The organism is Sphingomonas colocasiae (assembly GCF_019880585.1).
Lineage (GTDB): Bacteria > Pseudomonadota > Alphaproteobacteria > Sphingomonadales > Sphingomonadaceae > Sphingobium_A > Sphingobium_A colocasiae.
In genome coordinates, this window is sequence record NZ_JAINVV010000004.1 from 171,016 (window position 1) to 195,967 (window position 24,952).

The following is a 24,952-nucleotide window of genomic DNA, read 5'->3' on the forward strand; positions in this document are numbered from 1 at the left end:
GCTCCCGTGCAAAATGCTCCGATGGACCCGGCGGCTTCGGCCCGCAAATGGCGATTGGTGATAGCGCAATTCACGAAATGGCAAGCGCCGCGCCTGTGCCGGCCATCAATATTGGTTTATGATCGATGCCAGCTGATAATCATTGCTTATCGAAAGGCGGGCCATTGTCGCATTCGACCAGGGCGCTTTCGCTCCGGCATTTCCGCGCGATCATCGCGATCGCCGATGCGGGCAACCTGATCGGCGCGGCGCGGGCGCTCCATCTCAGCCAGCCCGCCATCACCAAGACGCTTCAGGAAGCGGAGGCGATGATCGGCGCGCCGATCTTCGAGCGGACGAGCCGGGGCGCACGGGCGACGATCTTCGGAGAGGCGCTGATCGGCCATGGCCGGATCATCCTGTCGCAGCTCGCGCATGCGGGCGAGGAGGTCGACGATCTGCGCGACGGGCTGGGCGGGCAGGTCGCGATCGGCGGGCTCGCCGCCGCGATGGTGGAATTGCTGCCGCTCGCGATCGCGCGGCTCAGGGCGGAGCGCCCGCGCCTGTCGGTCTCGCTGGTCGAGGCGACGAACGATCGGCTGCTGCCGCTGCTGCGCGGCGGCGAGCTCGATTTCGTGGTCGGGCGATTGTCTCCGTCCGGCGATCTGGATGGGCTGGCGCAGGAAGCGCTGGTCGATGATGTCGCCTGTGTCGTCGCCGGCCCCGATCACGGCGCGCGTTCGGCGCCCCGGCTGGCGCTGCGCGCCCTGATGGCGGAACGCTGGATCCTGCCGATCGCGGGATCGACGCTGCGCGCGCCGGTGGAGGCCGCGTTCAGGGCACAGGGGCTCGATCCGCCGCGCCACGCCATCGAATCGGTGTCGCTGCTCGCCAATGCGCTGCTGATCCGCGACCATGGCTATGTCGCATTCTATCCCCGCCCGCTCGCCGCGCGCGAGGCGGCGATGAGGCAGGTCTCGATCCTGCCGATCACGCTCGACGCCACCGCCGCGACGATCGGCATCACCACGCGCCGGGGCGCCCGCCTTTCCCCCGCCGCTCAGGACGCGATCGGCTGCATCAGGGCCGTGGCGCGTGTGTCCGGGACACCGCCGCCGCGCCCCTGATGCGCCCGCGATTCAGCGCAGCGCGGCGGGGGAGAGGCAGGGGACCGTGTCGGCCGTCCAGTCGATATCATAGGTGGCCGGCACGCTTTTCTGGTCGCCGGCCGGGGCGTTGCGGCTGGCCGGGTCGTAGGAGATCCAGCCCATGCTGTTGTCGAAGTCCGGGATGCGGCCATTGTCGCGCTTCGCGGTGCCTGCGTCGATTTCCGGGCTGTCGACACGCGAGCCGCGGATCATCCGGATCGAATCGTCGCGGATTTCGAAGGCGCGATAATAGTTTCTGCCGAACATGAGCGTGTCGTAACTGGGCTTGGTCGACCAGTCGGCCGCCTTTGTCGCGGTCGGCAGGCGAACCGTCGTCACATGGCAATCGAATTCGGGCTTGCTGTAGAAGGGCACTTCCTGATTCTGGTCGGAGGGCCGCGACCGTCGCTCGGGCGGGCTGAAGCCGCCGCCGGGCAGCGCCAGCGATTTGGCGCCTTCGCCGTCATCCTCCCAGTCCACCTGCGCTGTGCCGCTGATCGTCAGCACGCTCGCGCCGGCCTTCTGATCGTAGCGCCATTTGACTTCGTCCACCGTCCGCCACCAATTGCCGACAAGCTGCTGGCGCAGGCCGCTCAGCAGTTGATCGTTGGTCAGGCCGGAGAACTGGACCTGCTGCTGGAGCCCGGCGATGCCGCGCATGATGGTGGTGTTCGTCATCCGCGCCGGCTGGTCGAAGCCCGTGCGCGCATCGATCTCGTAAAGGCTGATCTCGTCGGGGCGCCTGGCCGGCGGCCATTCGAGATGCTCGAGCGAACCGCCCCGCTGGTTGAGTGGCAGCACCCAGCCATAGCGGAATACCGGCGTGGCGGCCGGCGGAGCGACGGGCGGAAGCGTGCCGTCCAGCCAATAGGTCGCGCCGCCGATCCGCGCCCGCACGATCACATGATCGAACATGCCGGGATTGGGCAGTCGCTCGTTCAGCCCGTCATCGCCGCCGCTGTTGTTGACGAGCACGGGTTCGGCTTCGATCCCCAGTTCGGCGAGCAGCGCCAGCAGCAGCACGGTCTTGCCCTTGCAATCGCCATAGCGGCGCTGCCAGGTCTCGTCCGCCGTGGCGGGCGTCAGGTTTCCGCCGTTGAGGCCGACATAGATGTAGCGGACGTCCTGCTGCACCAGCTTCAGCGCCGCGCTCGCGCGGTCGAGCGCGTCGGCATGCGCGGCGGCGATGCGGCCCGCCTCGCGCTTGATCGGCGATGCGCCGGGAAGCGCCGCCGCCTTGGCGTAGAGCGGCGCGAAGTGGCGCGATACGGCGGCGGGATCAGCAGCGCCGGATTGTCGAATCGGAATTCGACGTTCCGCTCACTCTTCTGCGCGATGTCCGTCATGTCCCGCGTCATCTTCAGATTGGGATTCCGGCTCTTGTCCCAGCTCAGCCCCAGCCGGAAACGGCCGGGGGCGGGATCGGGGCCGAGCAGGAGCAGGCCGGCGCTGTTGTTGCCCAGCGTGGGATCGTTCGTGGGGATGGTCAGGCCGAATTCCAGCTCGTCGCCGACGCGCAGATCGGCGACGCGAAGCACCGCGGTCAGGTTGCCGTCGATCTGGGCGGCTTCGAGTTGATCCTCACGGCGCAGGATCTCGAACGACGCCTTCGCCAGAACGTCGATCGTCTCGCCCGCGCGATGGATCTTGATGGCGTGCACTGTCGGCTTGCCGGACATGGGGTTCCAGCCGATCGACAGATTGCCGAGCTGGAGCGCGTTCGGGTGCAGGATCCTGATGCGATAGCCGAGATATTGCGCCTGCCCCTTGTCCCCCAGATGGATCAGCGCGTCCTGCCGGCGCACGAAGACGAGGCCGCCGGGATTCTCCGGCACGGGCATGAGTTCGGATGGAACGGCCCAGGCCGGCGCCGGCCCGCGCTGGATCTGATCCTTCTGGGCATGGGCGGGGCCGTGTGCGATCAGTACCGCCAGAGCAATCGAAACTGGAATACGCATTCTACCCCCGCGATTCCGCGCCCATGATGTCCAGATTCGCCGAAGATGCAAGGCGCCCGCGCAAGGGGGCGTTCTTTCGCGTGACTTGGCGGCGGCCGGTTTTCCATTGGGCATCGCCGGCCATGATCCGGCGCGGCTCCGCTTCTATTCGGGCGCGATCATGATCGGAATTGCGGATCTTCCGCACGGTATACGGGGTGGCGCACCCAAGAGGATTCGAACCTCTGGCCTCTGCCTTCGGAGGGCAGCGCTCTATCCAGCTGAGCTATGGGTGCATGCACGCCGGGCGGCAAGCTTCGGGGCGCTTAGCAAAGCCTTGCGCGCTTGGCGAGGGATTTTCAGCGCCCGGCTTTGCTCTTCGCCAGCGTGACCGGCTGGAACTGGCCCAGCCCGCAGCTTGGGCCGGAAACCGAGATCGGCGTGCGGATCACCGTGATGATGTCGGTGGAGCAGAGCTGGCTGATCGAGGTCTGGTAGGAAAAGCGTTCCTCGAAACCCAGCGACGCGCAGTCATAGGGCAGGGTGTTGCGATAGACCTTGCCGCCGGACATGTGGAAATCGATGGTCCTGTCGCCATGGACGCGGGTTTCGCGGATCTGCTGGATCGGGATGCAGCTTTGCGCCTTGCCCGCCGGCGTCGCGTCCGGGATGGCGCCCCGATCCTTGCGGGCCTGGGCGGATCCGGCGCCGAATGTGGCGGTGACGGCGAAGGCGGCGGCGGCGAAGATGATAGCGCGTTTCACGACTCGTCCTTTCCTGCTCATCCGCGAGCGTGCGCCGGCGGAGGTGTCTTTGGCCTGAACGCGCAAAGGTCGCTGACGATGCATCGCCAGCATTCGGGCTTGCGCGCCTTGCAGACATAGCGGCCGTGCAGGATCAGCAGGTGATGCGCGGGCAGGCGGAAGGGCTGGGGCGTCTTTTTCTCCAGTCCCTTTTCCACCGCGAGCACCGTCTTGCCCGGCGCCAGCCCGGTGCGGTTGCAGATGCGGAAGATATGCGTGTCGACCGCGAATGTCTCCGCCCCGAACGCGGTGTTCATCACGACATTGGCGGTCTTGCGGCCGACTCCCGGCAGGCGTTCCAGCGCGTCGCGGTCCGCCGGCACCTCTCCGCCATGATCGGCGATCAGCATTTCGGACAGGGCGATCACGTTCTTCGCCTTGGCGTTGAACAGGCCGATCGTCTTGATGTGCTGTTTCAGCCCCGCCTCACCGAGCGCGACCATCTCCTCGGGCGTCGTCACCTCCTGGAACAGGCGGCGCGTGGCCTTGTTGACGCCCGCGTCGGTCGCCTGCGCCGACAGCACGACCGCGACGAGCAATGTGTAGGTGTTGACATATTCGAGCTCGGTCTCGGGCGCGGGATTATCCTCGTGCAGGCGCGAGAAGAATTCGAAGATATCGGCCTTTTTCACAGGCCGAGCACGTCCGCCATGCGGTAGCGGCCGGCCGGCTTGCCCGCCAGCCACAGCGCCGCGCGTACCGCGCCGCGCGCGAAGATCTCCCGGCTTTCGGCGCGGTGATTGAGTTCGACGCGCTCACCCTCGCCCGCGAAGATGACGAAATGGTCGCCCGCGACCGATCCGCCGCGCAATGCCGCGAAGCCGATATGCCCCTCCGCGCGCGCGCCGGTCATGCCGTCGCGGCCGCGATCGCTGTTGGCGGCCAGATCGATGCCGCGCCCTTCGGCTGCGGCCTGCCCCAGCAGCAGCGCGGTGCCCGACGGCGCGTCAACCTTGTGGCGATGGTGCATCTCGGCGATCTCGATATCCCAGTCCGGCCCCAGCCGTTCCGCCGCCTGGCGGACGAGCGCCGCGAGCAGCGTGACGCCGAGCGAGGTGTTGCCGGTCTGCAGCACCGCGACATGGCGCGCGGCGTCGTCGACGGTCTGGTGATCGTCCGGCCCCAGCCCGGTGGTGCCGATGACGATCGGCACGCCCGCCGCCACCGCCGCGCCGACATTGCCGACCAGCGCCCTGGGCACCGAGAAATCGACGAGCACGTCGCTGGCCCGCGCGAGTTCCAGTGCGTCACCGCCCGCATCGATGCCGCCCGCCAGCGTCGCACCCGCGACGGCGACCGCATCGGCGATGGCCTTGCCCATCCGCCCCGCGCTTCCGATGATTCCGATCCGTATCATGCTGTCCTGTCCCGCGTGCCCGTGTGTCGGCTGCTTCATGGGCGACATCGCGGGCATCCGCAACCGGACACAAAAAAGGCGGCGGCCGAAGCCGCCGCCGGGGAATGGATCCGCCGCCCATGGGGGCAGACCGCGGACTCCAGTCACTTCTTGCCAGGGTACGGAATGCCGACGCATCCGTGCCCTGGAACGTTCAGTCGCCGCGCGGGCTCAGAAAGCGACGCGAACGCCGCCGATGAACTGCCGGCCGACCACGTCATAGACGTGACGCGCCGTCGCCCAGTCGTAACCGGTGATCGGCGGATCGGTGTTGAGCAGATTCAGGATCGAACCGAACAGCGCGATCTTGCTGTCGCCGCCCGCCGGACGGAACAGCGTCACCTCGCCCGAAAGGTCGAGATAAAGCCGGCCTTTGACATAGAGCTTGTCGGTGATCTGCGCGGGATAGGGCTTGGTCGCCGCCGGCTTGTCGCGGGTGACGATGCCGCCGCCCACCCAGCGGCCGGTCAGGTTCACATTATACTGATCGGTGCTGTAGCCGGCATTGGCGGTGATGCGCACATGCGGCGATCCATTGACGCCATCGATGAACACCTGCGACAGCGCGCCCGCCATTTCGGTCTTCACGCCGCCATCGCCGATCAGCGTCAGCTTGTTGACGTAGTTGGCGAGCACACGCAGGTCGAGGGCACCGTTCCAGAAGTTGGTCCGGTAGCGCGCCTCGATATCCATGCCCTCGGTCTTGATCGACTGGAAGTTGACCGGCGCCAGCTTCACGCCGGAGATGCGGCCGCCGCCGGCTTCACGCGTGATGAGCAAGCAGGCACCGGCATCGGCCTGATCGTTGCATCGCGTGATGATCTGCTGCGCGCTGAGCGCCGCGACCGCGCCCTCGATGCTGATATTGTAATAGTCGAGCGAGATCTGGAGGTTGCGCGCCGGCGACAGCACCAGGCCGCCGGTGAAGGTGTTCGCGATCTCCGGCTTCAGGAACGGGTTGCCCGACGAGGTGCCGGAAACCGAATAGTTCTCGCCGCGCGCCGAGTCGGTGATCGTGTAGATCAGCGTCTGGCCCTGGGCGAACAGTTCCTGGATGTTGGGCGCGCGGATGTCGCGCGAGCGCGTGGCGCGCAGGCGGACGACGTCGTTGACGGTGTAGTTGGCGCCGATCTTCCAGGTCTCCACCTGGCCCGACGTGCGATAGTCGGTGATACGGCCGGCAAGGTTCAGGTCGAAATTCTTGGCCCAGGGCTGATCGCGGAAGATCGGGATCAGGATTTCGCCGAAAGCTTCCTTCACTTCCTCGGTGCCCGAGAAGGGAATGGTGTTGCCGACACGGAACACGGTGGCGCCGCCCGGGCGGCTTGCCGAAAGCGCATCCGCCTTCACGTCCACATCGAACTTGCGCCAGTGGACGCCCGCTGCGATGGCGAACGGACCGGCGGGAAGCTCGAAGGGGGCGCCGCGGATGATGAAGTCGGCGGTCTGCTGCTTCATGTGCCAGTCGCGGATCGAATTGCCCGTGATGTAATCGAGCGCGGCCGTCTGCTCGCCGGGCAGGATCTCGCCGAACAGGTTGAGCGGAACGCAGCCATTGGTCGGATCGGTCAAGGTCGAGCGGCAGATCGGATCGACCACGCCCGGCGTGCGCGGATCGTCGATCGCGTCGACGGCGCGCTGCCAGTTGGCGGTGATGCGGGCGCCGGCGAAGTCGGTATAGTCGCGCGCCTTGCCATAGGCATAGGACGCGTCATAGCTCCATCCGCCGCCGATATTGCCGCGCAGGCCGATGATGCCCTGCCAGTTGGTCGCCTTCTTGTTGATATAGCCGCGCGCATAATCCTGAAGGGCGCGGCCCATCACGAAGTTGGTGATCGTCGGGTTGGCGTTCAGGATGTTGCGCACCGATGTCGGGATATAGACGTTGTCGCGCTGGATCGTGATCTGATCGTTGCCGGTGATCGAGGGTGCGTTCTTGATGTCCGAACGCGCATAGCTGCCCGTGGCGTAGAGCGTCGCCGCGTCCGAGAATTCGAACTCGCCCGATGCGATGGCCGACCAGCGTTCATAGGGCTGCTTCAGCACCGCGTCGCAGATGCCGCAGACGCCGTCGCCGCCCGAATGCGAGTTGGCGCTCTGCACCGTGCCATAGTTGAACGCGGAGGTCTGGCCGCCGCGCAGGAACTGGGTGCCGCGCAGCAGCGCAGTGCCGTTGCCGGTGGCGCTGTTGATCAGGCCGCCATAGGACGCGATCGAGCTGCGCGGCTGGTTGACGAGCACGAAGGTCGGTTCGCCATTGGTGGTGGTGCTCGCGGGGTTGGTGATGACCGCATAGTCGCCCCATTCGCGGCCGGCATAGTCGGGAATGCCCTTGCTGCCCGCGATTTCGCCGCCGACGATGATGTGGCCTCGGCCGTCGGCGAAGCTGGTGCCCGCCGCGAAGCTGCCGAGATAGCTCTTGTTGTCGCCATAGTCGCTGAGGCCGTACTGGCCGCTTGCCCGCACGCCTTGAAGCTTGTGGTCGATCTTGAAGTTGACGACGCCGGCGACGGCGTCCGAACCATAGGCGGCCGATGCGCCGCCGGTCACGACTTCGGCGCCGCTGATCACCGATTGCGGGACGTTGTTGATGTTGACGACGCCTTCGGGCGACGACGGCGTCGGGCGCTTGCCGTCGACCAGCGTCAGCGTGCGCAGATAGGTGAGGCCGCGAAGATCGAGATAGTTGCCGCCCGACAGTTTCGACAGGTTCGTCGTCGCTTCGGGGGTGACGCTCGCCTTCAGCGCGGGAAGCTGGTTCAGCGCATCGGCGATGTTGGGCGCGCCGACGCGTTCGAAATCGGCGGTGCTGACGACGGTGACGGGGGTTGGCGTATCGAAGCCGGTGCGGGCGATCTGCGAGCCGGTGACGATGATGTCGGCGCCCTGTTCAACCTCTGGCTCGGCGGCTTGCGGCTGCTGCGCATGGGCCTGTCCCGCGATGCCCAGCGCGGCGCCCGCCGCGAGCATCATGAGCGAGCGAGAAAGCCGCTGCACTCCGAAATCCCCGGCGAGGGCCGTGCCCGCCATCATCGCGCCAGCGGCGCGGCGCCTGTCGGCCGAAACGATCTTGTTCATCATGATTTTCCCCCTTTTTCGATTTTACGCCGATCAAGCCTCCTCTGGCCGCTCACCCCTGTTGTGAGACTGGCGCATTTTCGATTCTGAAAACTTTTTCTCAATTTGAAGAATGGGCGTCAAGTGCTAAACGCGCTTTATTGTGCAATGCCGAAAATCCGTTGAAAGCCAAGGATTTCGGCCTTTGGGCGGCGTTCATGGCGCGACGGGGCGGGTATGATCGGCATGATCGCAGGCGATGAGTCCTCCACCATCTGACGAACATTAGGATCGATGAAAATCGCTATAGTTCAGTCGCTTAGGCTCGATGTTTTCAAAGATCGAAAATCCTGCATGTGATTTGACCGGGCGTGAAGCCGCCCCGCGCCTTTGCGGCGATGCGCCGATCGTCTATCCCGGCGCCATGTCCGACATTCGCAACATCGTCATCCTCACCGGCGCCGGGATTTCCGCCGAAAGCGGGCTCGCCACCTTTCGCGGGCCGGACGGGCTGTGGGAAGGGCATCGGGTGGAGGATGTGTGCACGCCCCAGGCGCTGGCGCGCGATCCCGACACGGTGCACCGTTTCTACGATGCGCGCCGCGCCGCGCTCGCGACGGTCTCGCCCAATCCCGCGCATGACGCGCTGGCGCGGCTCGACGCCGAATGGCCGGGCGAACTGCTGATCGTCACCCAGAATGTCGACGACCTGCACGAACGCGCGGGCGCCCGGCGGCTGCTGCACATGCATGGCGAGCTGCGATCGGCGCTGTGCGCGGCGTGCGGGCGGGCGGAGCCCTGGGACGGGCCGATGGGGCAGGGGCGGCGCTGCGGCGGTTGCGGCACGCCGGCATTGCGCCCCGACATCGTCTTTTTCGGCGAGATGCCTTACGAAATGGAGCGGATCGAGCGCGCGCTGGCGATGGCGGACCTCTTCGTTTCGATCGGCACCTCGGGCGCGGTCTATCCCGCCGCCGGCTTCGTCCAGACCGCGCGGCACCATGGCGCCCGCACGCTCGAACTCAACCTCGATCCCTCGGCCGGCAGCTTCCTGTTCGAGGAGACGCGCCAGGGGCCGGCGAGCATGCTGGTGCCGCAATGGGTGGAGGGCCTGCTCGCCGCGCGCCCGGCGTGATCGGGCGCCGCGCGGGGCCCGACGTCATGACGGCGATACCCTTCGGCGATTCATTGGGCTTGCATTTCCGTACGAATAGGGAAACTATCCCCAAAATAGTCTGGGGACGAGGATAGATGCGCTCATTGTTGCGCCGGCAAGGCGATTGCATTCTGATTGGCACCTTCGCGGCCATTGCCTGGGTCGCGTTGATCGGAACGATCGTCCTTAAATTCTGACCGGCTGAAAACCGAACGGCTGAATGGCGGGCGCGCTAAAGCGCTGCGTCAGTCGACCCAGTCCAGCCCGATATCGCGGTAGACGCCGCGATCCTCTTCCCAATCGGGCTTCACCTTGACGTGCAGATACAGATGGACGCGCACGCCCAGCAGCGTCGACAGCTCGGCGCGGGCGCGGCTGCCGATCTCCTTCAGCCGCTGGCCGCCCTTGCCGAGGATGATCGCGCGCTGGCTGGTGCGCCCGACCAGGATCTGCTGGTGGATCTCGACCGATCCGTCCTTGCGTTCCTCGTATTTCTCGGTTTCGACGACACAGGCATAGGGCAGCTCCGCATGGAGCTGGAGGTAGAGCTGCTCGCGCGTCACTTCGGCCGCGAGCATCCGGTCGGTCGCGTCGGACACCTGATCCTCGGGGAAATGCCACGGCCCCTCGGGCATCGCCGCGCCCAGCGCGGATTTGAGGTCGGACAGGCCGTCGCCCGTCGTCGCGCTGATCATGAAGATCTCGTCGAAACCGAGCTGCGCGTTCAGCCGCTCGGCATGGACGAGCAGCCGTGCCTTGTCCGCGATGTCGACCTTGTTGAGGATCAGGATCTTGCGTTCGGAGCGGCCCTTCAGCACGTCTACGATGCTCGACACCTTGGGGCCGAGACCGGCCTTCGAATCGACGACCAGCGCGATCAGGTCCGCATCCTGCGCGCCGCCCCATGCGGCGGCGACCATCGCGCGGTCCAGCCGCCGCTTCGGTTCGAAGATGCCGGGCGTATCGACCAGCATGATCTGATTGGCGCCGTCGATGGCGACGCCCATCAGCCGGGTGCGCGTCGTTTGCGCCTTCGGGCTGACGATCGCCACCTTCTGCCCGACGAGCGCGTTGACCAATGTCGACTTGCCCGCATTGGGGGCGCCGACCACGGCGACGAGGCCGCAACGTTGTTGATTGATGTCGTTCACGGAACCCGCCTTCGCGCGAAACCGCGCGCGAGGCAAGGAAGAGGGTGCGATCAACCCACGCGGGCGGGCGTCAGTCGCCTGATTTCAGCTTCGCCAGCAGCGTTTTCGCGGCGGCGGTCTCCGCCTCCTGCTTCGAGGTGCCGGTCGCGCTCGCCTCCGCCAGCTTGCCGATCGAGACGGTGACGGTGAACACCGGCGCGTGATGCGGGCCGGACCGATCGGTGACGGTATAAGTGGGCGGGCGGCGGTTATGCGCGGCGGCCCATTCCTGGAGCGCGGACTTGGGATGGCGCGGCGCGCTCGTCTGCGTGTCGATCAGATCGGCCCAGGCGCGGCGGATGAAGGCGCGCGTCGCGTCCAGCCCCGCTTCCAGCCACAGCGCGCCGATCAGCGCCTCCACCATGTCGCCCAAGATATTGTCGCTTTGCGCGGCGCCGTCGTCGCGCGCCTGCTTGCCCAGCCGCATGTGCGGCACCAGCCCGATCCGCCGCGCGACCTCGGCACAGGTCTCGCCCGCCACCAGCGCGTTGAAGCGAGGCGAAAGCTTGCCCTCGGGTTCGTCGGGGAAGCGTTCGAACAGCCAGTCGGCCATGACGAGGCCGAGCACGCGATCGCCCAGGAACTCCAGCCGCTCGTAATTGGTCGTGCTCTGGCTGCCATGCGTCACCGCGCGCGCGAACAGCGCGGGATCGGCCGGGCGGTGGCCCAGCGTGGCTTCAACCCAGGCGGAAAGGTCGGGCGCGCTCAGAACCGTTCCCCGATCCGTTCCCAGCGCGCGGCGGTGAACCAGGTCCATGGCAGCAGCCACGATGCCGAACCGTCGGTGGAGAAGACGCTGATCCAGGCGCGGCCGACCAGATTGGCTTCCGGCACCATGCCGATCGCTTCGCCGTCGCGCGCGGGGAAGCGGCTGTCGGCGCTATGGTCGCGATTGTCGCCCATCAGGAACAACATGCCTTCGGGTACGGTATAGACGCGGGTGTCGTCGCCCGCCGTGCCTTGGGTGGTATCGAGCACCTCATAGCTCTTCCCGTTGGGCAGCGTCTCGCGATAGCGCGTGTAGCGGCACTGGCGGACGCCCGCCACCGTCTCCATCGACGCGTCGGTCAGGCATTTGTTGTAGGGTTTTTCGGGCAGCACGAAATCGGCGATCCGTTCGCGCGGCACCGGCGCGCCGTTCAGGATCACCTGGCCGTCGCGCACCTGGATCAGGTCGCCCGGCAGGCCGATCACGCGCTTGATATAATCCTGGCGCTGATAGGGGGGCGCCTTGAACACCACCACGTCGCCGCGCTCGGGCGTGCTCGCCAGGATGCGGCCGGGGATCAGCGGTACGCTGAACGGCAGCGAATAGCGCGAATAGCCATAGCTCCATTTGGAGACGAGCAGATAATCGCCCACCAGCAGGCGCGGCATCATCGATTCGGACGGGATGTTGAACGGCGCCGCGAAGAAGCTGCGGAACAGGAAGACGAAGATTCCCAGCTTGAGCAGGAAGATCATGAAATCGGCGGTTTCGGACCGCTTCTGCTTGCGCGGTTTGGATGCGGAGGTCTGGTCGCTCATGTTGGTGCTTTGCGGCGCGCCCGCGAACGCGTCAAGCGACGCGGCATCATAGGCAATAGAGGATTGCGCCCTGCAGCCAGATCATCACGCCCTGGCTGCGCCACAGCAGCCAGCCCGTGGCGATCAGCGGCGCCGCGATCGCGGCGGCGACGATCGTGCCCCGCCGCGTCATGCGGCAAGCGGGCGGCGCACCAGCGGCGCGTCGCGGATCGGCAGGTGGACGAGCGCGGCCATCGCAGCGAGCGCGATCGAGGCGATCCAGGCGGCGTCGTACGATCCCATAAGATCGAACATATAGCCCGCCGCCCAGGCGCCGAAGAAGCTGCCGACCTGATGCGAGAGGAAGACGATGCCGCCGAGCATGGAAAGATGCCGCACGCCGAAGATCTGGCTGACCAGCCCGTTGGTGAGCGGCACCGTGCCCAGCCAGAGGAAGCCCATCGCCGCCGCGAAGGCGAGCGCCGTCACATTGGTGAGCGGCAGCGCCAGGAACAGCACGAACACCAGCCCCCGCGCGGCATAGAGGCCGGCGAGCAGATAATGTTTGGGATAGCGATCCCCGGACAGGCCGAAGGCATAGGATCCGAAGATGTTGAACAGCCCGACCAGCGCCAGCGCGGTCGCGCCGATCGCGGGCGGGATCTGCTTGTCCGCCAGATAGGCGGGGAAATGCGTGGCGATGAAGGCGATGTGGAAGCCGCAGACGAAGAAGCCGGCGTTGAGCAGCCAGAAGCTGCGCACGCCCGACGCCTCGCGCAGCGCCTCGCCCACGCTTTGCGCGGGGCCGTCCGCGTCCAGCGCGCGCGGCTTGCCGGCCACGCCGATCGCGAGCACGGCGGCCAGCCCGATCAGCCCCGCCAGCGCGATGAACGCCATGTGATAGCCGAGCTGGCCGAGCAGGAGCTGCGCGCCGGGCACGACCAGGAACTGGCCCACCGATCCGCCCGCCGTGACGATGCCGAACGCCATCGTCCGCCGTTCGGGCGGGACGACGCGGCCGACCGCGCCGAGCATCACGGTGAAGGTGACGCCGGTCATGGCGAGGCCGACCATGAAGCCCAGCGTCAGGTGGATGCCCATCGCGTCGGTGGCGTAGGCCGCGCCGACAAGGCCGGCGACATAGAGCAGCGCGCCCGCCAGCGTGACGCGGCCCGCGCCATGCTTGTCGGCGATCGCGCCGACAAAGGGCTGGGCAAGGCCGAGCATCAGGTTCTGGATCGCCAGCGCCAGCCCGAAATCGGACCGGCCGATATCGAGCGCCGGCCCCATTTGCGGCAGGAACAGGCCGAAGGACTGGCGCACGCCCATCGCCAGCGTGACGACGGCGGCGGCGCAGATCACCACCGTCCAGGGGGAACGGGTGTTCACGGGCGAATCTCCTCGATCCGGTCGAGCAGCGCGAACAGCGCCTGCCGATCCGCCCCCAGCAGCGTATCGATACGATGTTCAGCCGCTTCCCAGGCGGGCAGGCAGCGCGCGATCGCGTCCTTGCCCGCCGGCGCGATCTCCACGATCCGCGCGCGCTGGTCGCCGCATTCGGCCGCGCGCACCAGCCCCTGTTCGCGCAGCGCGCCGATGGTGCGGCTGATCGTCGTCCGGTCATGCCCGGTGCGTTCGGCGAAGGCGGTGAGCGAGCAGGGGCCGGACCGGTCGAGCAGGCGCAACAGCGAGAATTGCGGCGTCGACAGCCCCGACCCTTCGAGCGCGGCATCGTAAAAGGCGGTGACCGCGCGCGCGGAGCGGCGCAGTTTGGTACAGGCGCAAACGGTGGGCAACATGATTCGTGCATATACACGCATGTTCGCGGCGATCAATGGTCGCGATACGATCAATGGACGTTTCCACCGGCGGGCACAAAATCTATTGTCGCGCCGCAGCAAGGAGAATCGAAGATGGGTGGAGCCGCAGCGAATGGGGCAGCGAACTGGGCGGCGATCGACGGCGCCGGGCGGCCTACGCTCGCCGAGATCTTCACCGCCGAGCCCGACCGGCTCTCGCGCCTCGCGCTCGACGAGGCGGGCATCCGCTTCGACTGGTCGAAGACGCATCTGACCGCCGGGCTGATCGACGGTTTCGCGGCGCTGGCCGATGCCGCCGGGCTGGCCGGCGCGCGCGACGCGATGTTCGCCGGAAAGCCCGTCAACGTCACCGAGGGGCGCGCCGCCGAACATTGCGCCGAACGCGGCGAAGGCTCGCCCGAAAGCGTGATGCGCGCGCGGGCGCTCCATGCCCGGATGCGCGCGCTGATCGACGCGATCGAGGCCGACGCCTTCGGCCCGATCCGCCACGTCCTGCATATCGGCATCGGCGGTTCGGCGCTGGGGCCGGACCTGCTGGTCGACGCGCTGGGCCGCGATTCGAACCGATACGACGTCGCGATCGTCTCCAATGTCGACGGCGCGGCGCTGGAGGAGGCGTTCGCGCGCTTCGATCCTTCGGCCACCCTGCTCGCGATCGCGTCCAAGACCTTCACCACCACCGAGACGATGCTCAACGCCGAAAGCGCGATCGAATGGATGGCGGAGGCCGGGGTGGAGGATCCCTTCGGCCGGATCGTCGCGCTCACCGCCGCGCCCGACCAGGCGGTCGCCTGGGGCGTCGACGAAACCCGCGTCCTGCCGTTTTCCGAAAGCGTCGGCGGGCGGTATTCGCTCTGGTCGTCGATCGGCTTTCCCGCAGCGCTGGCGCTGGGCTGGAACGCGTTCGAGGAATTGCTGGAGGGGGCGGCGGCGATGGACCGTCATTTCCGGCTCGCGCCCTGGCGCGCCAACGCGCCGGTGCTCGCCGCCTTCGCCGATCTCTATTATGCGCAGGTGCGCGGCTGCGAGACGCGCGCGGTGTTCGCCTATGACGAGCGGCTGCGCCTGCTGCCCAGCTATCTCCAGCAGCTCGAGATGGAATCGAACGGCAAGCGCGCCACGGCGGACGGCCGGCCGCTCGACCGGCCGAGCGCGCCGATCACCTGGGGCGGGGTGGGCACCGATGCGCAGCATGCGGTGTTCCAGCTTCTCCACCAGGGCACGCATCTGGTGCCAGTCGAGTTCGTCGCCGCGATCGAGCCGGGCGACGCGCTGGCGGAGGATCATCACCGCCAGTTGCTGATCAACTGTTTCGCGCAAGGGGCGGCGCTGATGGCGGGCCGCGCCAGCGAGGATGCGGCGCGCGACTATCCCGGCGATCGCCCGTCGAGCACGATCCTGCTCGATCGGCTCGATCCTTCGACGCTGGGCGCGCTGATCGCCTTTTACGAGCATCGCACCTTCGCCAACGCGGTGATGATCGGGATCAATCCCTTCGACCAGTTCGGCGTGGAGCTGGGCAAGGAGATCGCGCGATCGATCGGCAGCGAGGGCACGGCGCGCTTCGACGCGTCGACGCGCGCGCTGATCGATCGTGCCGGCCTCGGCGGGTGATCGGGTTGCTCGCTCGATCATTGTGATGCGGAAAAGCCGTTTGTTCGATCAGGCGGCAATCCCTAGATAGCCTCAACATTGTCATTCCCGCGAACGCGGGAATCCAGAAATGCCGACATTCGCGCGGGTGGCCCCTGGATTCCCGCTTTCGCGGGAATGACATCAGAAGGAAACCGCGATGCCCAGCTACGATTACGACCTTTTCACGATCGGCGCGGGATCGGGGGGCGTGCGCGCCTCGCGCGTCGCCTCGGCGCATGGCGCGAAGGTCGCGGTGGCGGAGGAATATCGCGTGGGCGGCACCTGCGTGATCCGGGGCTGCGTGCCCAAGAAGCTGCTCGTCTATGGCGCGCATTTCGCGGAAGACCTGAAGGACGCGCGCCGCTTCGGCTGGAACGTGCCCGATTGCAGCTTCGACTGGAGCGTGCTGCGCGACAATGTGCTCGCCGATGTCGACCGGCTGGAAAAGGCCTATACCGAGACGCTGGGCAACCATAAGGTGGAGGTGATCCGCGAGCGCGCGGTGGTGAAGGGGCCGCACGAGATCGCGCTGGCATCGGGCCGGACGGTGACGGCGGGCAAGATCCTGATCGCGACCGGCGCCTGGCCGCTGATCCCGGACGTGCCCGGCGCGGAACATGGCATCACCTCCAACGAGGTGTTCCACCTGCCCGAACTGCCGAAGCGCGTGGTGATCGCCGGCGGCGGCTATATCGCCAATGAATTCGCGGGCATCTTCAACGAATTCGGCAGCAAGGTGACGATCGTCAACCGGTCCGACGCGATCCTGCGCGGCTATGACGAACAGATCCGCGACCGGCTGCTCCAGATCTCGATGATCAAGGGCATCGAATTCCGCTTCAACGCGCCGTTCGAGAAGATCGAGAAGCTGGAGGACGGATCGCTGCGCATCTTCATGCAGGGCTGCGATCCGATCGAGGCCGATTGCCTGATCTTCGCCACCGGCCGCCGCCCCAAGAGCGACGGCATCGGGCTGGAGGAGGCGGGCGTCGCGCTGAACGAGAAGGGCGCGGTGGTTGTCGACGAGGACAACCGCACCAGTGTCGACAGCATCTATGCGGTGGGCGACGTCACCGATCGGGTGCAGTTGACTCCGGTCGCGATCCGCGAGGGCCAGGCCTTTGCCGACACCGTGTTCGGCGGCAAGCCGCACCGCGTGGATTATGGCTGCATTCCCAGCGCCGTGTTCAGCCATCCGCCGCTGGCGGGCGTGGGCATGACCGAGGGGCAGGCGCGCAACAAGCTCGGCTCGATCAAGGTCTACCAGTCCGATTTCCGGCCGATGAAGAATGTGCTGGCGGGCCGCAACGAACGCTCGCTCTACAAGATGATCGTCGATGCCGCGAGCGACCGCGTCGTCGGCCTGCACATGATCGGCCCCGATGCGCCGGAGATCCTCCAGGCCGCGGCGGTGGCGGTGAAGGCGGGGCTGACCAAGCAGGCGTTCGACGACACCGTGGCGCTCCACCCCAGCATGGCCGAGGAACTGGTGCTGCTGAAATAGGTTGCTGTTGGCAACCTAATAACCTAGCCTCCGCCGAACGGGGACGGAGGGCGCGATGGCGGCTGGCACGGTTCTGGTGACTGGGGGAAGCGGCTATCTGGCCGGCTTCCTGATCAGGCGGCTGATCGCCGACGGCTGGTCCGTCCATGCGACGATCCGCGATCTGGCGCGCGAGGCGGACGTGCGCCGCGCGCTTTCGACCGACAATGGCCGGCTGCGCTTCTTCGCCGCCGATCTGATGCGCGACGATGGCTGGGCGGATGCGGTGGCGGGCTGCGCGCTGGCCGCCCATGTCGCCTCCCCCTTTCCCGCGACCGCGCCCAGGCATGAGGACGATCTGATCGTGCCCGCGCGCGAGGGCACGTTGCGCGTGCTGAGGGCGGCGCGCGACGCGGGTGTGCGCCGGCTGGTCGTGACGTCGTCGGCCGCCGCCATCGCCTATGGCCATGGCAAGGGGAACCGGACCTTCAGCGAGCGCGACTGGACCAATATCGATGCGCCGGGCGTCTATCCCTATATCAAGTCGAAGACGATCGCCGAGCGCGCCGCGCGCGACTGGATGGCGGCCGAGGGCGGCGGCATGGAATTCTGCTCGATCAATCCCACCGCGATCCTGGGTCCGGTGCTGGGCGGCGATTATTCCACCTCGCTCGAACTGGTGAAGAAGCTGCTCGAAGGCGCGTTTCCCGGCACGCCCGATTTCGGCTTCGGCATCGTCGATGTCCGCGACCTCGCCGATCTGCACGCGATGGCGCTGACCGTGCCGGGGCTGGACGGAGAGCGGTTCGCGGCCTCCGGGTGCTTCATGAAGCTGAACGACATCGCGCTGGTGCTGAAGGCGCGGCTGGGCGCGGAGGCGCGCAGGGTGCCGACGCGCAAGCTGCCCGACTGGCTGGTGCGCATCGTCGCACGCTTCGATCCGATGGTGCGGCAGGTGGTGTCCGAACTCGGCAATGTCCGTGACATCGACGCGAGCCATGCCCAGGCGGTGCTCGGCTGGCGGACCCGCGACGAGGCGGACACGATCGAGGATACTGCGCGCAGCCTGATCGCGCAGGGGCTGGTGAAGCTGTGATTCGTCGCTGCGGACGTGGCGGTTTCGCGAAACCCGTTTAACGAGTGACTCTGTTCGCCACGAGATCGTCGACCACCGCCGGATCGGCCAGCGTGCTGGTGTCGCCAAGGGCCTGGGGGGAGACGTCGCCTTCGGCGATCTTGCGCAGGATGCGGCGCATGATCTTGCCGGATCGGGTCTTCGGCAGGCCGGGGGCGAACTGGATGGCGTCGGGCGTCGCGATGGGGCCGATTTCGGTGCGGACCCATTGCCTGAGTTCGGCGCGCAAATCCTCGCTGGCCTCGCAATTGGCGTTGAGCGTCACATAGGCGTAGATGCCCTGGCCCTTGATGTCGTGCGGCATGCCGACGACGGCGGCCTCGGCCACCTTTTCGTGCTGCACCAGCGCGCTTTCGACCTCGGCGGTGCCCATGCGGTGGCCGGAGACGTTGATGACGTCGTCGACGCGGCCGGTGATCCAGTAATAGCCGTCCTCGTCGCGGCGGCAGCCGTCGCCGGTGGTGTATTTGCCGGGGAAGGTGGTGAAATAGGTCTGGAAGAAGCGGGCATGGTCGCCCCACACGGTGCGCATCTGGCCCGGCCAGCTCCGCGCGATCACCAGATTGCCCTCGGTCGCGCCGTTCAGGATCGTACCTTCGCCGTCGACGATCTGCGGTTCGACCCCGAACATCGGCTTGGTCGCCGATCCCGGCTTGAGCGCGGTGGCGCCGGGCATCGGCGTGATCATCGCGCCGCCCGTTTCGGTCTGCCACCAGGTATCGACGATCGGGCAGCGTTCCTCGCCCACCACCGAATGATACCAGCGCCACGCCTCGGGATTGATCGGCTCGCCGACGGTGCCGAGCAGCTTGAGCGACGCGCGGCTGGTGGCGGTGACGAAATCGTCGCCCTCCTTCATCAGCGCGCGCAGCGCGGTCGGCGCGGTGTAGAGGATCTCCACCTTGTGGCGATCGACCACCTGCCAGATGCGGCTGGGCGTCGGCCAGTTGGGCAGGCCTTCATACATCAAGGTCGTCGCGCCGTTGGCGAGCGGGCCGTAGACGATATAGCTGTGCCCGGTGACCCAGCCGATATCGGCCGCGCACCAGTAGATCTGGCCGGGGCGATAATCGAAGACCAGTTCGTGGGTCAGGCTGGCCCACAGCAGATAGCCGCCGGTGGAATGGAGCACGCCCTTGGGCTTGCCGGTCGAGCCCGAGGTGTAGAGGATGAACAGCGGATCCTCCGCCCCCATCGGCTCGACCGGGCAGTCGGCGGAAACCGCGGCCGCCGCTTCGTGATACCAGATGTCGCGGCCGTCCTGCATCGCGACCTCGCCGCCCGTCGCCTTCACGACCACCACCTTGTCGAGGCAGCGGACATGTTTCGCGGCTTCGTCGACATTGGCCTTCAGCGGCACATGCTTGCCGCCGCGCCGGCCCTCGTCGGCGGTGACGACGATGGTCGAATCGCAATCGGTGATCCGCCCGGCCAGCGCCTCGGGCGAGAAGCCGCCGAACACCACCGAGTGGATCGCGCCGATCCGCGTGCAGGCGAGCAGCGCGAAGGCGGCTTCCGGGATCATCGGCATGTAGATGGTGATGCGGTCGCCCTTGCGCGCGCCCGCCGCCTTCAGCACGTTGGCGAAGCGGCAGACTTCGGCGTGGAGCTGCCGGTAGGTGTAGCTGCGCGGCGCCTCGTCCGGGCTGTCGGGCTCCCACAGGATCGCCACCTGGTCGCCGCGCGTCTTCAGATGACGGTCGATGCAGTTGGCCGATACGTTCAGCTTGCCGTCGGCGAACCAGCGGATGCGGAAATCCGCCTCGTCGAACGACCAGTCCCCCGCTATCTCCGGACGCTTGATCCAGTCCAGCCGCTTCGCCTGCTCAAGCCAGAAACTGCCGGGATCCGCGAGCGCGAGGCCATAGAGCTGATCGTAGCGCTTCGCGTCGACCCTTGCCTTTTCGGCCCATTCGGCGGGAACGGGATAGGTCGACGGCTCGGTCATGGCGGCGCTCTCCACAAAAACTGCTCTGAAGCATCATTTGATGTCATTCCCGCGAACGCGGGAATCCAGAGTCGCTCGCGCATATGCCGAACATCGCATGGACTCCCGCTTTCGCGGGAATGACATGGAAGGAATTGGAGCCCCTGTGCCAAAGATCGGCGTGCAGGGGAAGCTGGAGTCTTGTTCGAGAAAGCGCGGAAGAGCGCTTTCTGGCGGTACCGGCCCGCTCCCCCGCCTAACTTCCCGACAGGATCATACTGGATCGGGAGGTTGGGCGGGGGAGCGGGCGGAGCAGCCGAAGGTTCCGACGATGCAAAGCATCGGTGGAATGGCTGCGGAGGGTGGTACCGTAGCTCGCAAACACGCACTCAACCGACGCGATAGGGCACAATATCGCGTCGATCGGGATCGATGCGGATGGTGCGGTCCGCCGGGGGGAAGGCGCGCTGGTCGCAATCGGTGCGCGGGCAGAGCCGGCAGGAGATGCCGATCGGCGTCGCCGCGCCCGGCGCCGCGATATCGATGCCGTCGGCATAGATGAAGTCGCGCGCATGCTCGACCTCGCAACCCAGCGCCACCGCGTAGCGGCGGGGGCTGCGCGCGTAGCTGCCCGATGGCTTCACCAGTCCCTTCGCCATCTGGACATAGCGCAGCCCGTCGGGCGTTTCGGCGAGCTGGACGAGGATGCGATCGGGAATCGCCACCGCCTCATGCACGATCCACAGCGGGCAGGCGCCGCCGAAGCGCGCGAACTGGAGGCGCGTGGCCGAATGGCGCTTGGTGATGTTGCCCGCCATGTCGACGCGGCAGAAGAAGAAGGGGATGCCGCGCGCGCCGGGGCGCTGGAGCGTCGACAGCCTGTGGCACGCCTGTTCGAAGCTGACCGCGAAGCGGCGGCACAGCCGGTCGATATCGTGGCGCAGGCTGCGCGCGGCGCCGCGAAACGCCTCATAGGGCATCAGCAGCGCGCCGGCGGCATAGTTGGCGAGGCCGATCGAGAGCAGCCGCCGCGATTCGGCGCTGCGCAGCGACGCGCTTTCGGTGATCGCGCTGATCGCATCCTCCATCTCCAGCGCGACGAGCTGATGCGCGAGCATGAAGCGCCGGCTTTCGGGCGGCAGCGCGGGCGACAGGGAGAGGCGCCGCGTCGCGCGGTCCAGCGCGCGCAACGGCGCGTCGATCGCGTCGCCGCCGGTATCGATGCCGACGCCGTGCGCGGTGCGCAGCCGGCCGATCAGCGCGGGTTCGCCCGGCCCGATCGCCGCGGCGAGGCTTTCGGCGCGGCGATCGAGCAGGTCGACATAATTGCCCGCTTCGTGGAACCAGTCGCGGATCTCCTCCCAGGGCAGGCGGCCGCCGTCGGAGACGCCGCTCGACATCGCCTCCTCCATCATCTGCAGCCGTTCCTCGCTGTCGCGATAGGCGGCGTGGAGCGCCACGAAACGCTCCGCGAACTGCGGCTGCTGCTCGACGAGCCGGGCGAGCATGTCCGGCGGCAGCGGCGCCTCCGCGAACAGGGGGTCGTCGAGCGCGGCGCGCGTGGCGGAGAAGCGGCGGGCGCCGTCGTCATCCTCCAGCTCGTCCAGCTCGCGGGGATGGTGCCGCCCCAGCGCAGCCAGCACCGCCGATGTCAGCGGGCGATCGTCATTTTCGAGCTGGCTCAGATAGCTGACCGAGATGCCGAGCCGCGCCGCCATCGCGCCCTGGCCCAGGCCCGCGCGCTGCCGCAGCGCGCGGAGCCGTTCGCCGGCGAAGAGTCTCTTGCGCATGTCCCTCCCTGTCATTCCCGCGAACGCGGGAATCCAGTGCGATGCCGATGGCCGCGCCGCGTTGCGACGGGCTCCCCTGGATTCCCGCGTTCGCGGGAATGACAGGGTAGCAGGATCGTAATTTGCAAAATGCCCGTTCGCAACTTCGCAAGTTCGCATTTGCAATGCGGCATGAAAGGCGGAAAGGGGAAAGCTCGGTTACGCAGGAAGCACGGAATGCAGACGATCATCGACACGCTCGAAGACAAGCGCGCGGCCGCGCGGCTGGGCGGCGGGCAGAAGCGCATCGACGCGCAGCACGCCAAGGGCAAGCTCACCGCGCGCGAACGCGTGGAAGTGCTGCTCGACGAAGGCTCGTTCGAGGAGCTCGACATGTATGTCGAGCATAATTGCGTCGATTTCGGCATGCAGGACCAAGTGATCCCCGGCGACGGCGTCGTCACCGGATCGGGCACGATCAATGGCCGCCTCGTCTATGTCTTCAGCCAGGACTTCACGGTGTTCGGCGGCTCGCTGTCCGAACGGCACGCGCAGAAGATCTGCAAGATCATGGATATGGCGCTGAAGGTGGGCGCGCCCGTCATCGGCCTCAACGATTCGGGCGGCGCGCGCATCCAGGAAGGCGTGGCGTCGCTGGGCGGCTATGCCGAGGTGTTCCAGCGCAACGTGCTGGCGTCGGGCGTGGTGCCGCAGCTTTCGGTGATCATGGGGCCGTGCGCGGGCGGCGCGGTCTATTCGCCGGCGATGACCGACTTCATCTTCATGGTGAAGGACAGTTCCTACATGTTCGTCACCGGGCCGGACGTGGTGAAGACCGTCACCAACGAGGTGGTGACGCAGGAGGAGCTGGGCGGCGCCGTCACCCACACCACCAAGTCCGGCGTGGCCGACGTCGCGTTCGAGAATGACATCGAGGCCCTGTGGGCGGCGCGCACGCTGATCGACTATCTGCCGCTCTCCAACCGGGAGGATGTGCCCGAGCGGCCGACCGCCGATCCGTTCGACCGGATCGAGGAAAGCCTGGACACGCTGATCCCGGCAAGCGCCAACCAGCCCTATGACATGCACGAGCTGATCCGGAAGGTCGTCGACGAAGGCGATTTCTTCGAGCTGCAGCCCGCGCACGCCGCCAACATCATCATCGGCTTCGGCCGGATCGAGGGGCGCACCGTCGGCATCGTCGCCAACCAGCCGATGGTGCTCGCCGGCTGCCTGGACATCAACTCGTCGAAAAAGGCGGGGCGCTTCGTCCGCTTCTGCGACGCGTTCGAGATCCCGATCGTCACCTTCGTCGACGTGCCCGGCTTCCTGCCCGGCACCGCGCAGGAACTGAACGGCATCATCAAGCATGGCGCGAAGCTGCTGTTCGCCTATGCCGAGGCGACCGTGCCCAAGATCACCGTGATCACGCGCAAGGCCTATGGCGGCGCGTACGACGTCATGGCCTCCAAGCATCTGCGCGGCGACCTCAACTATGCCTGGCCGACCGCCGAGATCGCGGTGATGGGCGCCAAGGGCGCGGTGGAGATCATCTTCCGCCAGGACATCAAGGATCCCGAGAAGATCGCGGCGCGCACGCGCGAATATGAGGACCGCTTCGCCAATCCCTTCGTGGCGGCGAGCAAGGGCTTCATCGACGAGGTGATCGCGCCGCACGCCACGCGCCGCCGCATCGCGCTGGGCCTGCGCAAGCTGCGCAACAAGAGCCTCGAGAACCCCTGGAAGAAGCACGACAATATCCCGCTGTGATGGCCGGGCGATGCTTGGAAGGATAGTGAAGTGACGATCGGACGCCTGAACCATGTCGGCATCGCGACGCCGTCGATCGAGAAGTCGATCGCGCTCTATCGCGACCTGCTCGGCGCGACGAAGATCCACGAACCGTTCGACCTGCCGCCGCAGGGCGTGCGCGTCTGCTTCGTCGATACGCCCAACAGCCAGATCGAGCTGATCGAACCCTATGGCGAGAACAGCCCGATCCACGCCTTCCTCGCCAAGAATCCGGCGGGCGGGCAGCACCATGTCTGCTTCGAGGTGGCCGATATCCACGCCGCCAAGGCCGATATGGAAGCCAAGGGCGCCAAGGTGCTGGGCGAGCCCCGGATCGGCGCGCACGGCACGCCGGTGATCTTCGTCCATCCCAGGGACATGGGCGGCGTGCTGGTCGAACTGATGGAAACACCGAAGGGAGATGGGCATTGAGCGCGTATGAGATGATCCGCCTGGACGTGGCCGACGCGGTCGCGACGATCACGCTGGCGCGGCCCGAACGGCTCAACGCCGCGCCGCCCGCGATGTTCGACGAGATCGCCGCCGCGCTGAAGTCGCTGCCCGAAGCCGGCGCGCGCGCGGTGCTGATCACCGGCGAGGGGCGCGCCTTCTGTTCGGGCGCCGATCTCGCCGCGAAGGCGGGTTCGTCGGTAGCGGGCGGCGAGGGCGCCTATCAGGCGCTGACGCGCAGCTACAATCCCGCGATGCTGCTGCTTTCGCAGCTGCCGATCCCGGTCGTCACCGCCGTCAACGGCGCGGCGGCGGGCATCGGCTGTTCGCTGGCGCTGGCGGGCGATTTCGCGATCGCCGGCAAATCCGCCTATTTCCTGCAGGCCTTCGTCAATATCGGACTGGTGCCCGATGGCGGCGCGAGCTGGACGCTGCCGCGCCTGATCGGCAAGGCGCGCGCTACCGAGATGATGCTGCTGGGCGAGCGTGTTTCCGCCGAGAAGGCGGCCGATTGGGGGCTGATCCACAAGGCGGTGGACGATGACGCGCTGATCGCCGAGGCGACGGCGCTCGCGCGCCGGCTGGCCGCGGGGCCGACCCTGGCGCTGGGGCTGGCGCGGCGCGCGATCGCCGCCGGGCAGGAACTCGATTACGCGGCGGCGCTGGCCGGGGAAGCCGTCAACCAGCGCGAGGCCGGCGGCAGCGCCGACGCGGCCGAGGGCATCCGCGCCTTCCTGGAAAAGCGCGCGCCGTCCTTCACGGGGAAATGA

The 24,952-nt window shown here is 67.2% G+C and carries 22 protein-coding genes and 1 tRNA gene; 8 read left to right on the forward strand and 15 right to left on the reverse strand.

Features of this window, described 5'->3' with window-relative positions; translation table 11 throughout:
• Positions 1 to 164 precede the first annotated feature (164 nt).
• Positions 165 to 1,106 carry a LysR substrate-binding domain-containing protein gene (locus K7G82_RS07340; RefSeq protein ID WP_222989208.1) on the forward strand — a complete coding sequence of 314 codons (942 nt, stop codon included), beginning with the start codon at positions 165 to 167 and terminating at the stop codon, positions 1,104 to 1,106.
• 12 nt (positions 1,107 to 1,118) lie between these two features.
• Here K7G82_RS07340 and K7G82_RS29735 read toward each other — a convergent pair whose 3' ends face one another.
• The 7 genes from K7G82_RS29735 to K7G82_RS07370 form a co-directional block, all read right to left on the reverse strand.
• Positions 1,119 to 2,261, reverse strand: a complete 1,143-nt coding sequence (locus K7G82_RS29735) for a hypothetical protein (protein ID WP_485117847.1) — start codon at positions 2,259 to 2,261, stop codon at positions 1,119 to 1,121.
• A 5-nt stretch (positions 2,262 to 2,266) separates the two neighbouring features.
• Entirely contained in the window at positions 2,267 to 3,085 is an 819-nt protein-coding gene (locus K7G82_RS29740; RefSeq protein WP_246623373.1) for a DUF3857 domain-containing protein, read from the reverse strand.
• 198 nt (positions 3,086 to 3,283) lie between these two features.
• A tRNA-Arg gene (locus K7G82_RS07350) sits at positions 3,284 to 3,360 on the reverse strand.
• Between the two features lie 63 nt (positions 3,361 to 3,423).
• Positions 3,424 to 3,828: a hypothetical protein gene (locus K7G82_RS07355; protein ID WP_343228540.1), complete on the reverse strand. Its 405-nt coding sequence runs from the start codon at positions 3,826 to 3,828 to the stop codon at positions 3,424 to 3,426.
• 17 nt (positions 3,829 to 3,845) lie between these two features.
• Positions 3,846 to 4,499: an endonuclease III gene (gene nth / locus K7G82_RS07360; RefSeq protein WP_222989209.1), complete on the reverse strand. Its 654-nt coding sequence runs from the start codon at positions 4,497 to 4,499 to the stop codon at positions 3,846 to 3,848.
• Complete coding sequence (gene dapB, locus K7G82_RS07365; RefSeq protein WP_222989210.1) at positions 4,496 to 5,224, reverse strand: 4-hydroxy-tetrahydrodipicolinate reductase; 729 nt, start codon at positions 5,222 to 5,224, stop codon at positions 4,496 to 4,498. Before dapB ends, nth begins: the two co-directional genes overlap by 4 nt.
• A 210-nt stretch (positions 5,225 to 5,434) precedes the next feature.
• Positions 5,435 to 8,344, reverse strand: a complete 2,910-nt coding sequence (locus K7G82_RS07370; RefSeq protein WP_222989211.1) for a TonB-dependent receptor plug domain-containing protein — start codon at positions 8,342 to 8,344, stop codon at positions 5,435 to 5,437.
• Between the two features lie 400 nt (positions 8,345 to 8,744).
• Between K7G82_RS07370 and K7G82_RS07375 the strand changes: the two genes are divergently transcribed.
• Positions 8,745 to 9,455 (forward strand): NAD-dependent deacylase, encoded by a 711-nt coding sequence (locus tag K7G82_RS07375; RefSeq protein WP_222990211.1) that lies wholly within the window; start codon positions 8,745 to 8,747, stop codon positions 9,453 to 9,455.
• 266 nt (positions 9,456 to 9,721) lie between these two features.
• On the opposite strand, the gene era is transcribed toward K7G82_RS07375, so the two are convergent.
• From era to K7G82_RS07400, 6 genes are all read right to left on the reverse strand, one after another.
• Complete coding sequence (gene era / locus K7G82_RS07380) at positions 9,722 to 10,627, reverse strand: GTPase Era (RefSeq protein ID WP_222989212.1); 906 nt, start codon at positions 10,625 to 10,627, stop codon at positions 9,722 to 9,724.
• A 70-nt stretch (positions 10,628 to 10,697) separates the two neighbouring features.
• Positions 10,698 to 11,423, reverse strand: coding sequence for a ribonuclease III (gene rnc, locus K7G82_RS07385; RefSeq protein WP_222989213.1), 726 nt, complete (start codon positions 11,421 to 11,423; stop codon positions 10,698 to 10,700).
• Complete coding sequence (lepB, locus tag K7G82_RS07390; RefSeq protein ID WP_222989214.1) at positions 11,372 to 12,193, reverse strand: signal peptidase I; 822 nt, start codon at positions 12,191 to 12,193, stop codon at positions 11,372 to 11,374. The genes rnc and lepB overlap by 52 nt, the downstream gene beginning before the upstream one ends.
• A 46-nt stretch (positions 12,194 to 12,239) precedes the next feature.
• Positions 12,240 to 12,365, reverse strand: coding sequence for a hypothetical protein (locus K7G82_RS30020; RefSeq protein ID WP_281422978.1), 126 nt, complete (start codon positions 12,363 to 12,365; stop codon positions 12,240 to 12,242).
• Entirely contained in the window at positions 12,362 to 13,561 is a 1,200-nt protein-coding gene (locus K7G82_RS07395; RefSeq protein ID WP_222989215.1) for an MFS transporter, read from the reverse strand. The genes K7G82_RS30020 and K7G82_RS07395 overlap by 4 nt, the downstream gene beginning before the upstream one ends.
• Positions 13,558 to 13,971, reverse strand: coding sequence for a MarR family winged helix-turn-helix transcriptional regulator (locus K7G82_RS07400; protein WP_222989216.1), 414 nt, complete (start codon positions 13,969 to 13,971; stop codon positions 13,558 to 13,560). The genes K7G82_RS07395 and K7G82_RS07400 overlap by 4 nt, the downstream gene beginning before the upstream one ends.
• Before the next feature lie 114 nt (positions 13,972 to 14,085).
• Here K7G82_RS07400 and pgi point away from each other — a divergent pair, with 114 nt between their 5' ends.
• From pgi to K7G82_RS07415, 3 genes are all read left to right on the forward strand, one after another.
• Positions 14,086 to 15,606, forward strand: coding sequence for a glucose-6-phosphate isomerase (pgi, locus tag K7G82_RS07405; RefSeq protein ID WP_222989217.1), 1,521 nt, complete (start codon positions 14,086 to 14,088; stop codon positions 15,604 to 15,606).
• A 178-nt stretch (positions 15,607 to 15,784) separates the two neighbouring features.
• Positions 15,785 to 17,131 carry a glutathione-disulfide reductase gene (gene gorA, locus K7G82_RS07410; RefSeq protein WP_222989218.1) on the forward strand — a complete coding sequence of 449 codons (1,347 nt, stop codon included), beginning with the start codon at positions 15,785 to 15,787 and terminating at the stop codon, positions 17,129 to 17,131.
• Between the two features lie 55 nt (positions 17,132 to 17,186).
• A complete protein-coding gene (locus K7G82_RS07415) occupies positions 17,187 to 18,206 on the forward strand; it encodes an NAD-dependent epimerase/dehydratase family protein (RefSeq protein WP_222989219.1) in 1,020 nt (339 codons plus the stop codon).
• Between the two features lie 37 nt (positions 18,207 to 18,243).
• Here K7G82_RS07415 and acs read toward each other — a convergent pair whose 3' ends face one another.
• Together acs and K7G82_RS07425 are read right to left on the reverse strand one after the other, a co-directional pair.
• Complete coding sequence (gene acs / locus K7G82_RS07420) at positions 18,244 to 20,193, reverse strand: acetate--CoA ligase (protein ID WP_222989220.1); 1,950 nt, start codon at positions 20,191 to 20,193, stop codon at positions 18,244 to 18,246.
• Between the two features lie 368 nt (positions 20,194 to 20,561).
• Entirely contained in the window at positions 20,562 to 21,962 is a 1,401-nt protein-coding gene (locus K7G82_RS07425; protein WP_246623374.1) for a helix-turn-helix domain-containing protein, read from the reverse strand.
• Positions 21,963 to 22,178: 216 nt separating this feature from the next.
• Here K7G82_RS07425 and K7G82_RS07430 point away from each other — a divergent pair, with 216 nt between their 5' ends.
• From K7G82_RS07430 to K7G82_RS07440, 3 genes are read left to right on the forward strand one after another with little or no spacing between them, the layout of a single operon-like run.
• Complete coding sequence (locus K7G82_RS07430) at positions 22,179 to 23,711, forward strand: acyl-CoA carboxylase subunit beta (protein ID WP_222989222.1); 1,533 nt, start codon at positions 22,179 to 22,181, stop codon at positions 23,709 to 23,711.
• A 30-nt stretch (positions 23,712 to 23,741) separates the two neighbouring features.
• Positions 23,742 to 24,164: a methylmalonyl-CoA epimerase gene (gene mce, locus K7G82_RS07435; protein WP_222989223.1), complete on the forward strand. Its 423-nt coding sequence runs from the start codon at positions 23,742 to 23,744 to the stop codon at positions 24,162 to 24,164.
• 11 nt (positions 24,165 to 24,175) lie between these two features.
• Positions 24,176 to 24,952: an enoyl-CoA hydratase-related protein gene (locus K7G82_RS07440; RefSeq protein ID WP_222990212.1), complete on the forward strand. Its 777-nt coding sequence runs from the start codon at positions 24,176 to 24,178 to the stop codon at positions 24,950 to 24,952.

What these genes read in the sequence shown, in the direction of transcription:
- rnc (WP_222989213.1), bottom strand. Translation starts at nt 11,423, where the DNA reads ATGGACCTGGTTCACCGCCGCGCGCTGGGAACGGATCGGGGAACGGTT.
- dapB (WP_222989210.1), bottom strand. Translation starts at nt 5,224, where the DNA reads ATGATACGGATCGGAATCATCGGAAGCGCGGGGCGGATGGGCAAGGCC.
- K7G82_RS07440 (WP_222990212.1), top strand. Translation starts at nt 24,176, where the DNA reads ATGATCCGCCTGGACGTGGCCGACGCGGTCGCGACGATCACGCTGGCG.
- K7G82_RS07425 (WP_246623374.1), bottom strand. Translation starts at nt 21,962, where the DNA reads ATGCGCAAGAGACTCTTCGCCGGCGAACGGCTCCGCGCGCTGCGGCAG.
- K7G82_RS30020 (WP_281422978.1), bottom strand. Translation starts at nt 12,365, where the DNA reads ATGACGCGGCGGGGCACGATCGTCGCCGCCGCGATCGCGGCGCCGCTG.
- pgi (WP_222989217.1), top strand. Translation starts at nt 14,086, where the DNA reads ATGGGTGGAGCCGCAGCGAATGGGGCAGCGAACTGGGCGGCGATCGAC.
- acs (WP_222989220.1), bottom strand. Translation starts at nt 20,193, where the DNA reads ATGACCGAGCCGTCGACCTATCCCGTTCCCGCCGAATGGGCCGAAAAG.
- K7G82_RS07415 (WP_222989219.1), top strand. Translation starts at nt 17,187, where the DNA reads ATGGCGGCTGGCACGGTTCTGGTGACTGGGGGAAGCGGCTATCTGGCC.
- lepB (WP_222989214.1), bottom strand. Translation starts at nt 12,193, where the DNA reads ATGAGCGACCAGACCTCCGCATCCAAACCGCGCAAGCAGAAGCGGTCC.
- K7G82_RS07375 (WP_222990211.1), top strand. Translation starts at nt 8,745, where the DNA reads ATGTCCGACATTCGCAACATCGTCATCCTCACCGGCGCCGGGATTTCC.
- K7G82_RS29740 (WP_246623373.1), bottom strand. Translation starts at nt 3,085, where the DNA reads ATGCGTATTCCAGTTTCGATTGCTCTGGCGGTACTGATCGCACACGGC.
- gorA (WP_222989218.1), top strand. Translation starts at nt 15,785, where the DNA reads ATGCCCAGCTACGATTACGACCTTTTCACGATCGGCGCGGGATCGGGG.
- K7G82_RS07430 (WP_222989222.1), top strand. Translation starts at nt 22,179, where the DNA reads ATGCAGACGATCATCGACACGCTCGAAGACAAGCGCGCGGCCGCGCGG.
- K7G82_RS07370 (WP_222989211.1), bottom strand. Translation starts at nt 8,344, where the DNA reads ATGATGAACAAGATCGTTTCGGCCGACAGGCGCCGCGCCGCTGGCGCG.
- K7G82_RS07400 (WP_222989216.1), bottom strand. Translation starts at nt 13,971, where the DNA reads ATGTTGCCCACCGTTTGCGCCTGTACCAAACTGCGCCGCTCCGCGCGC.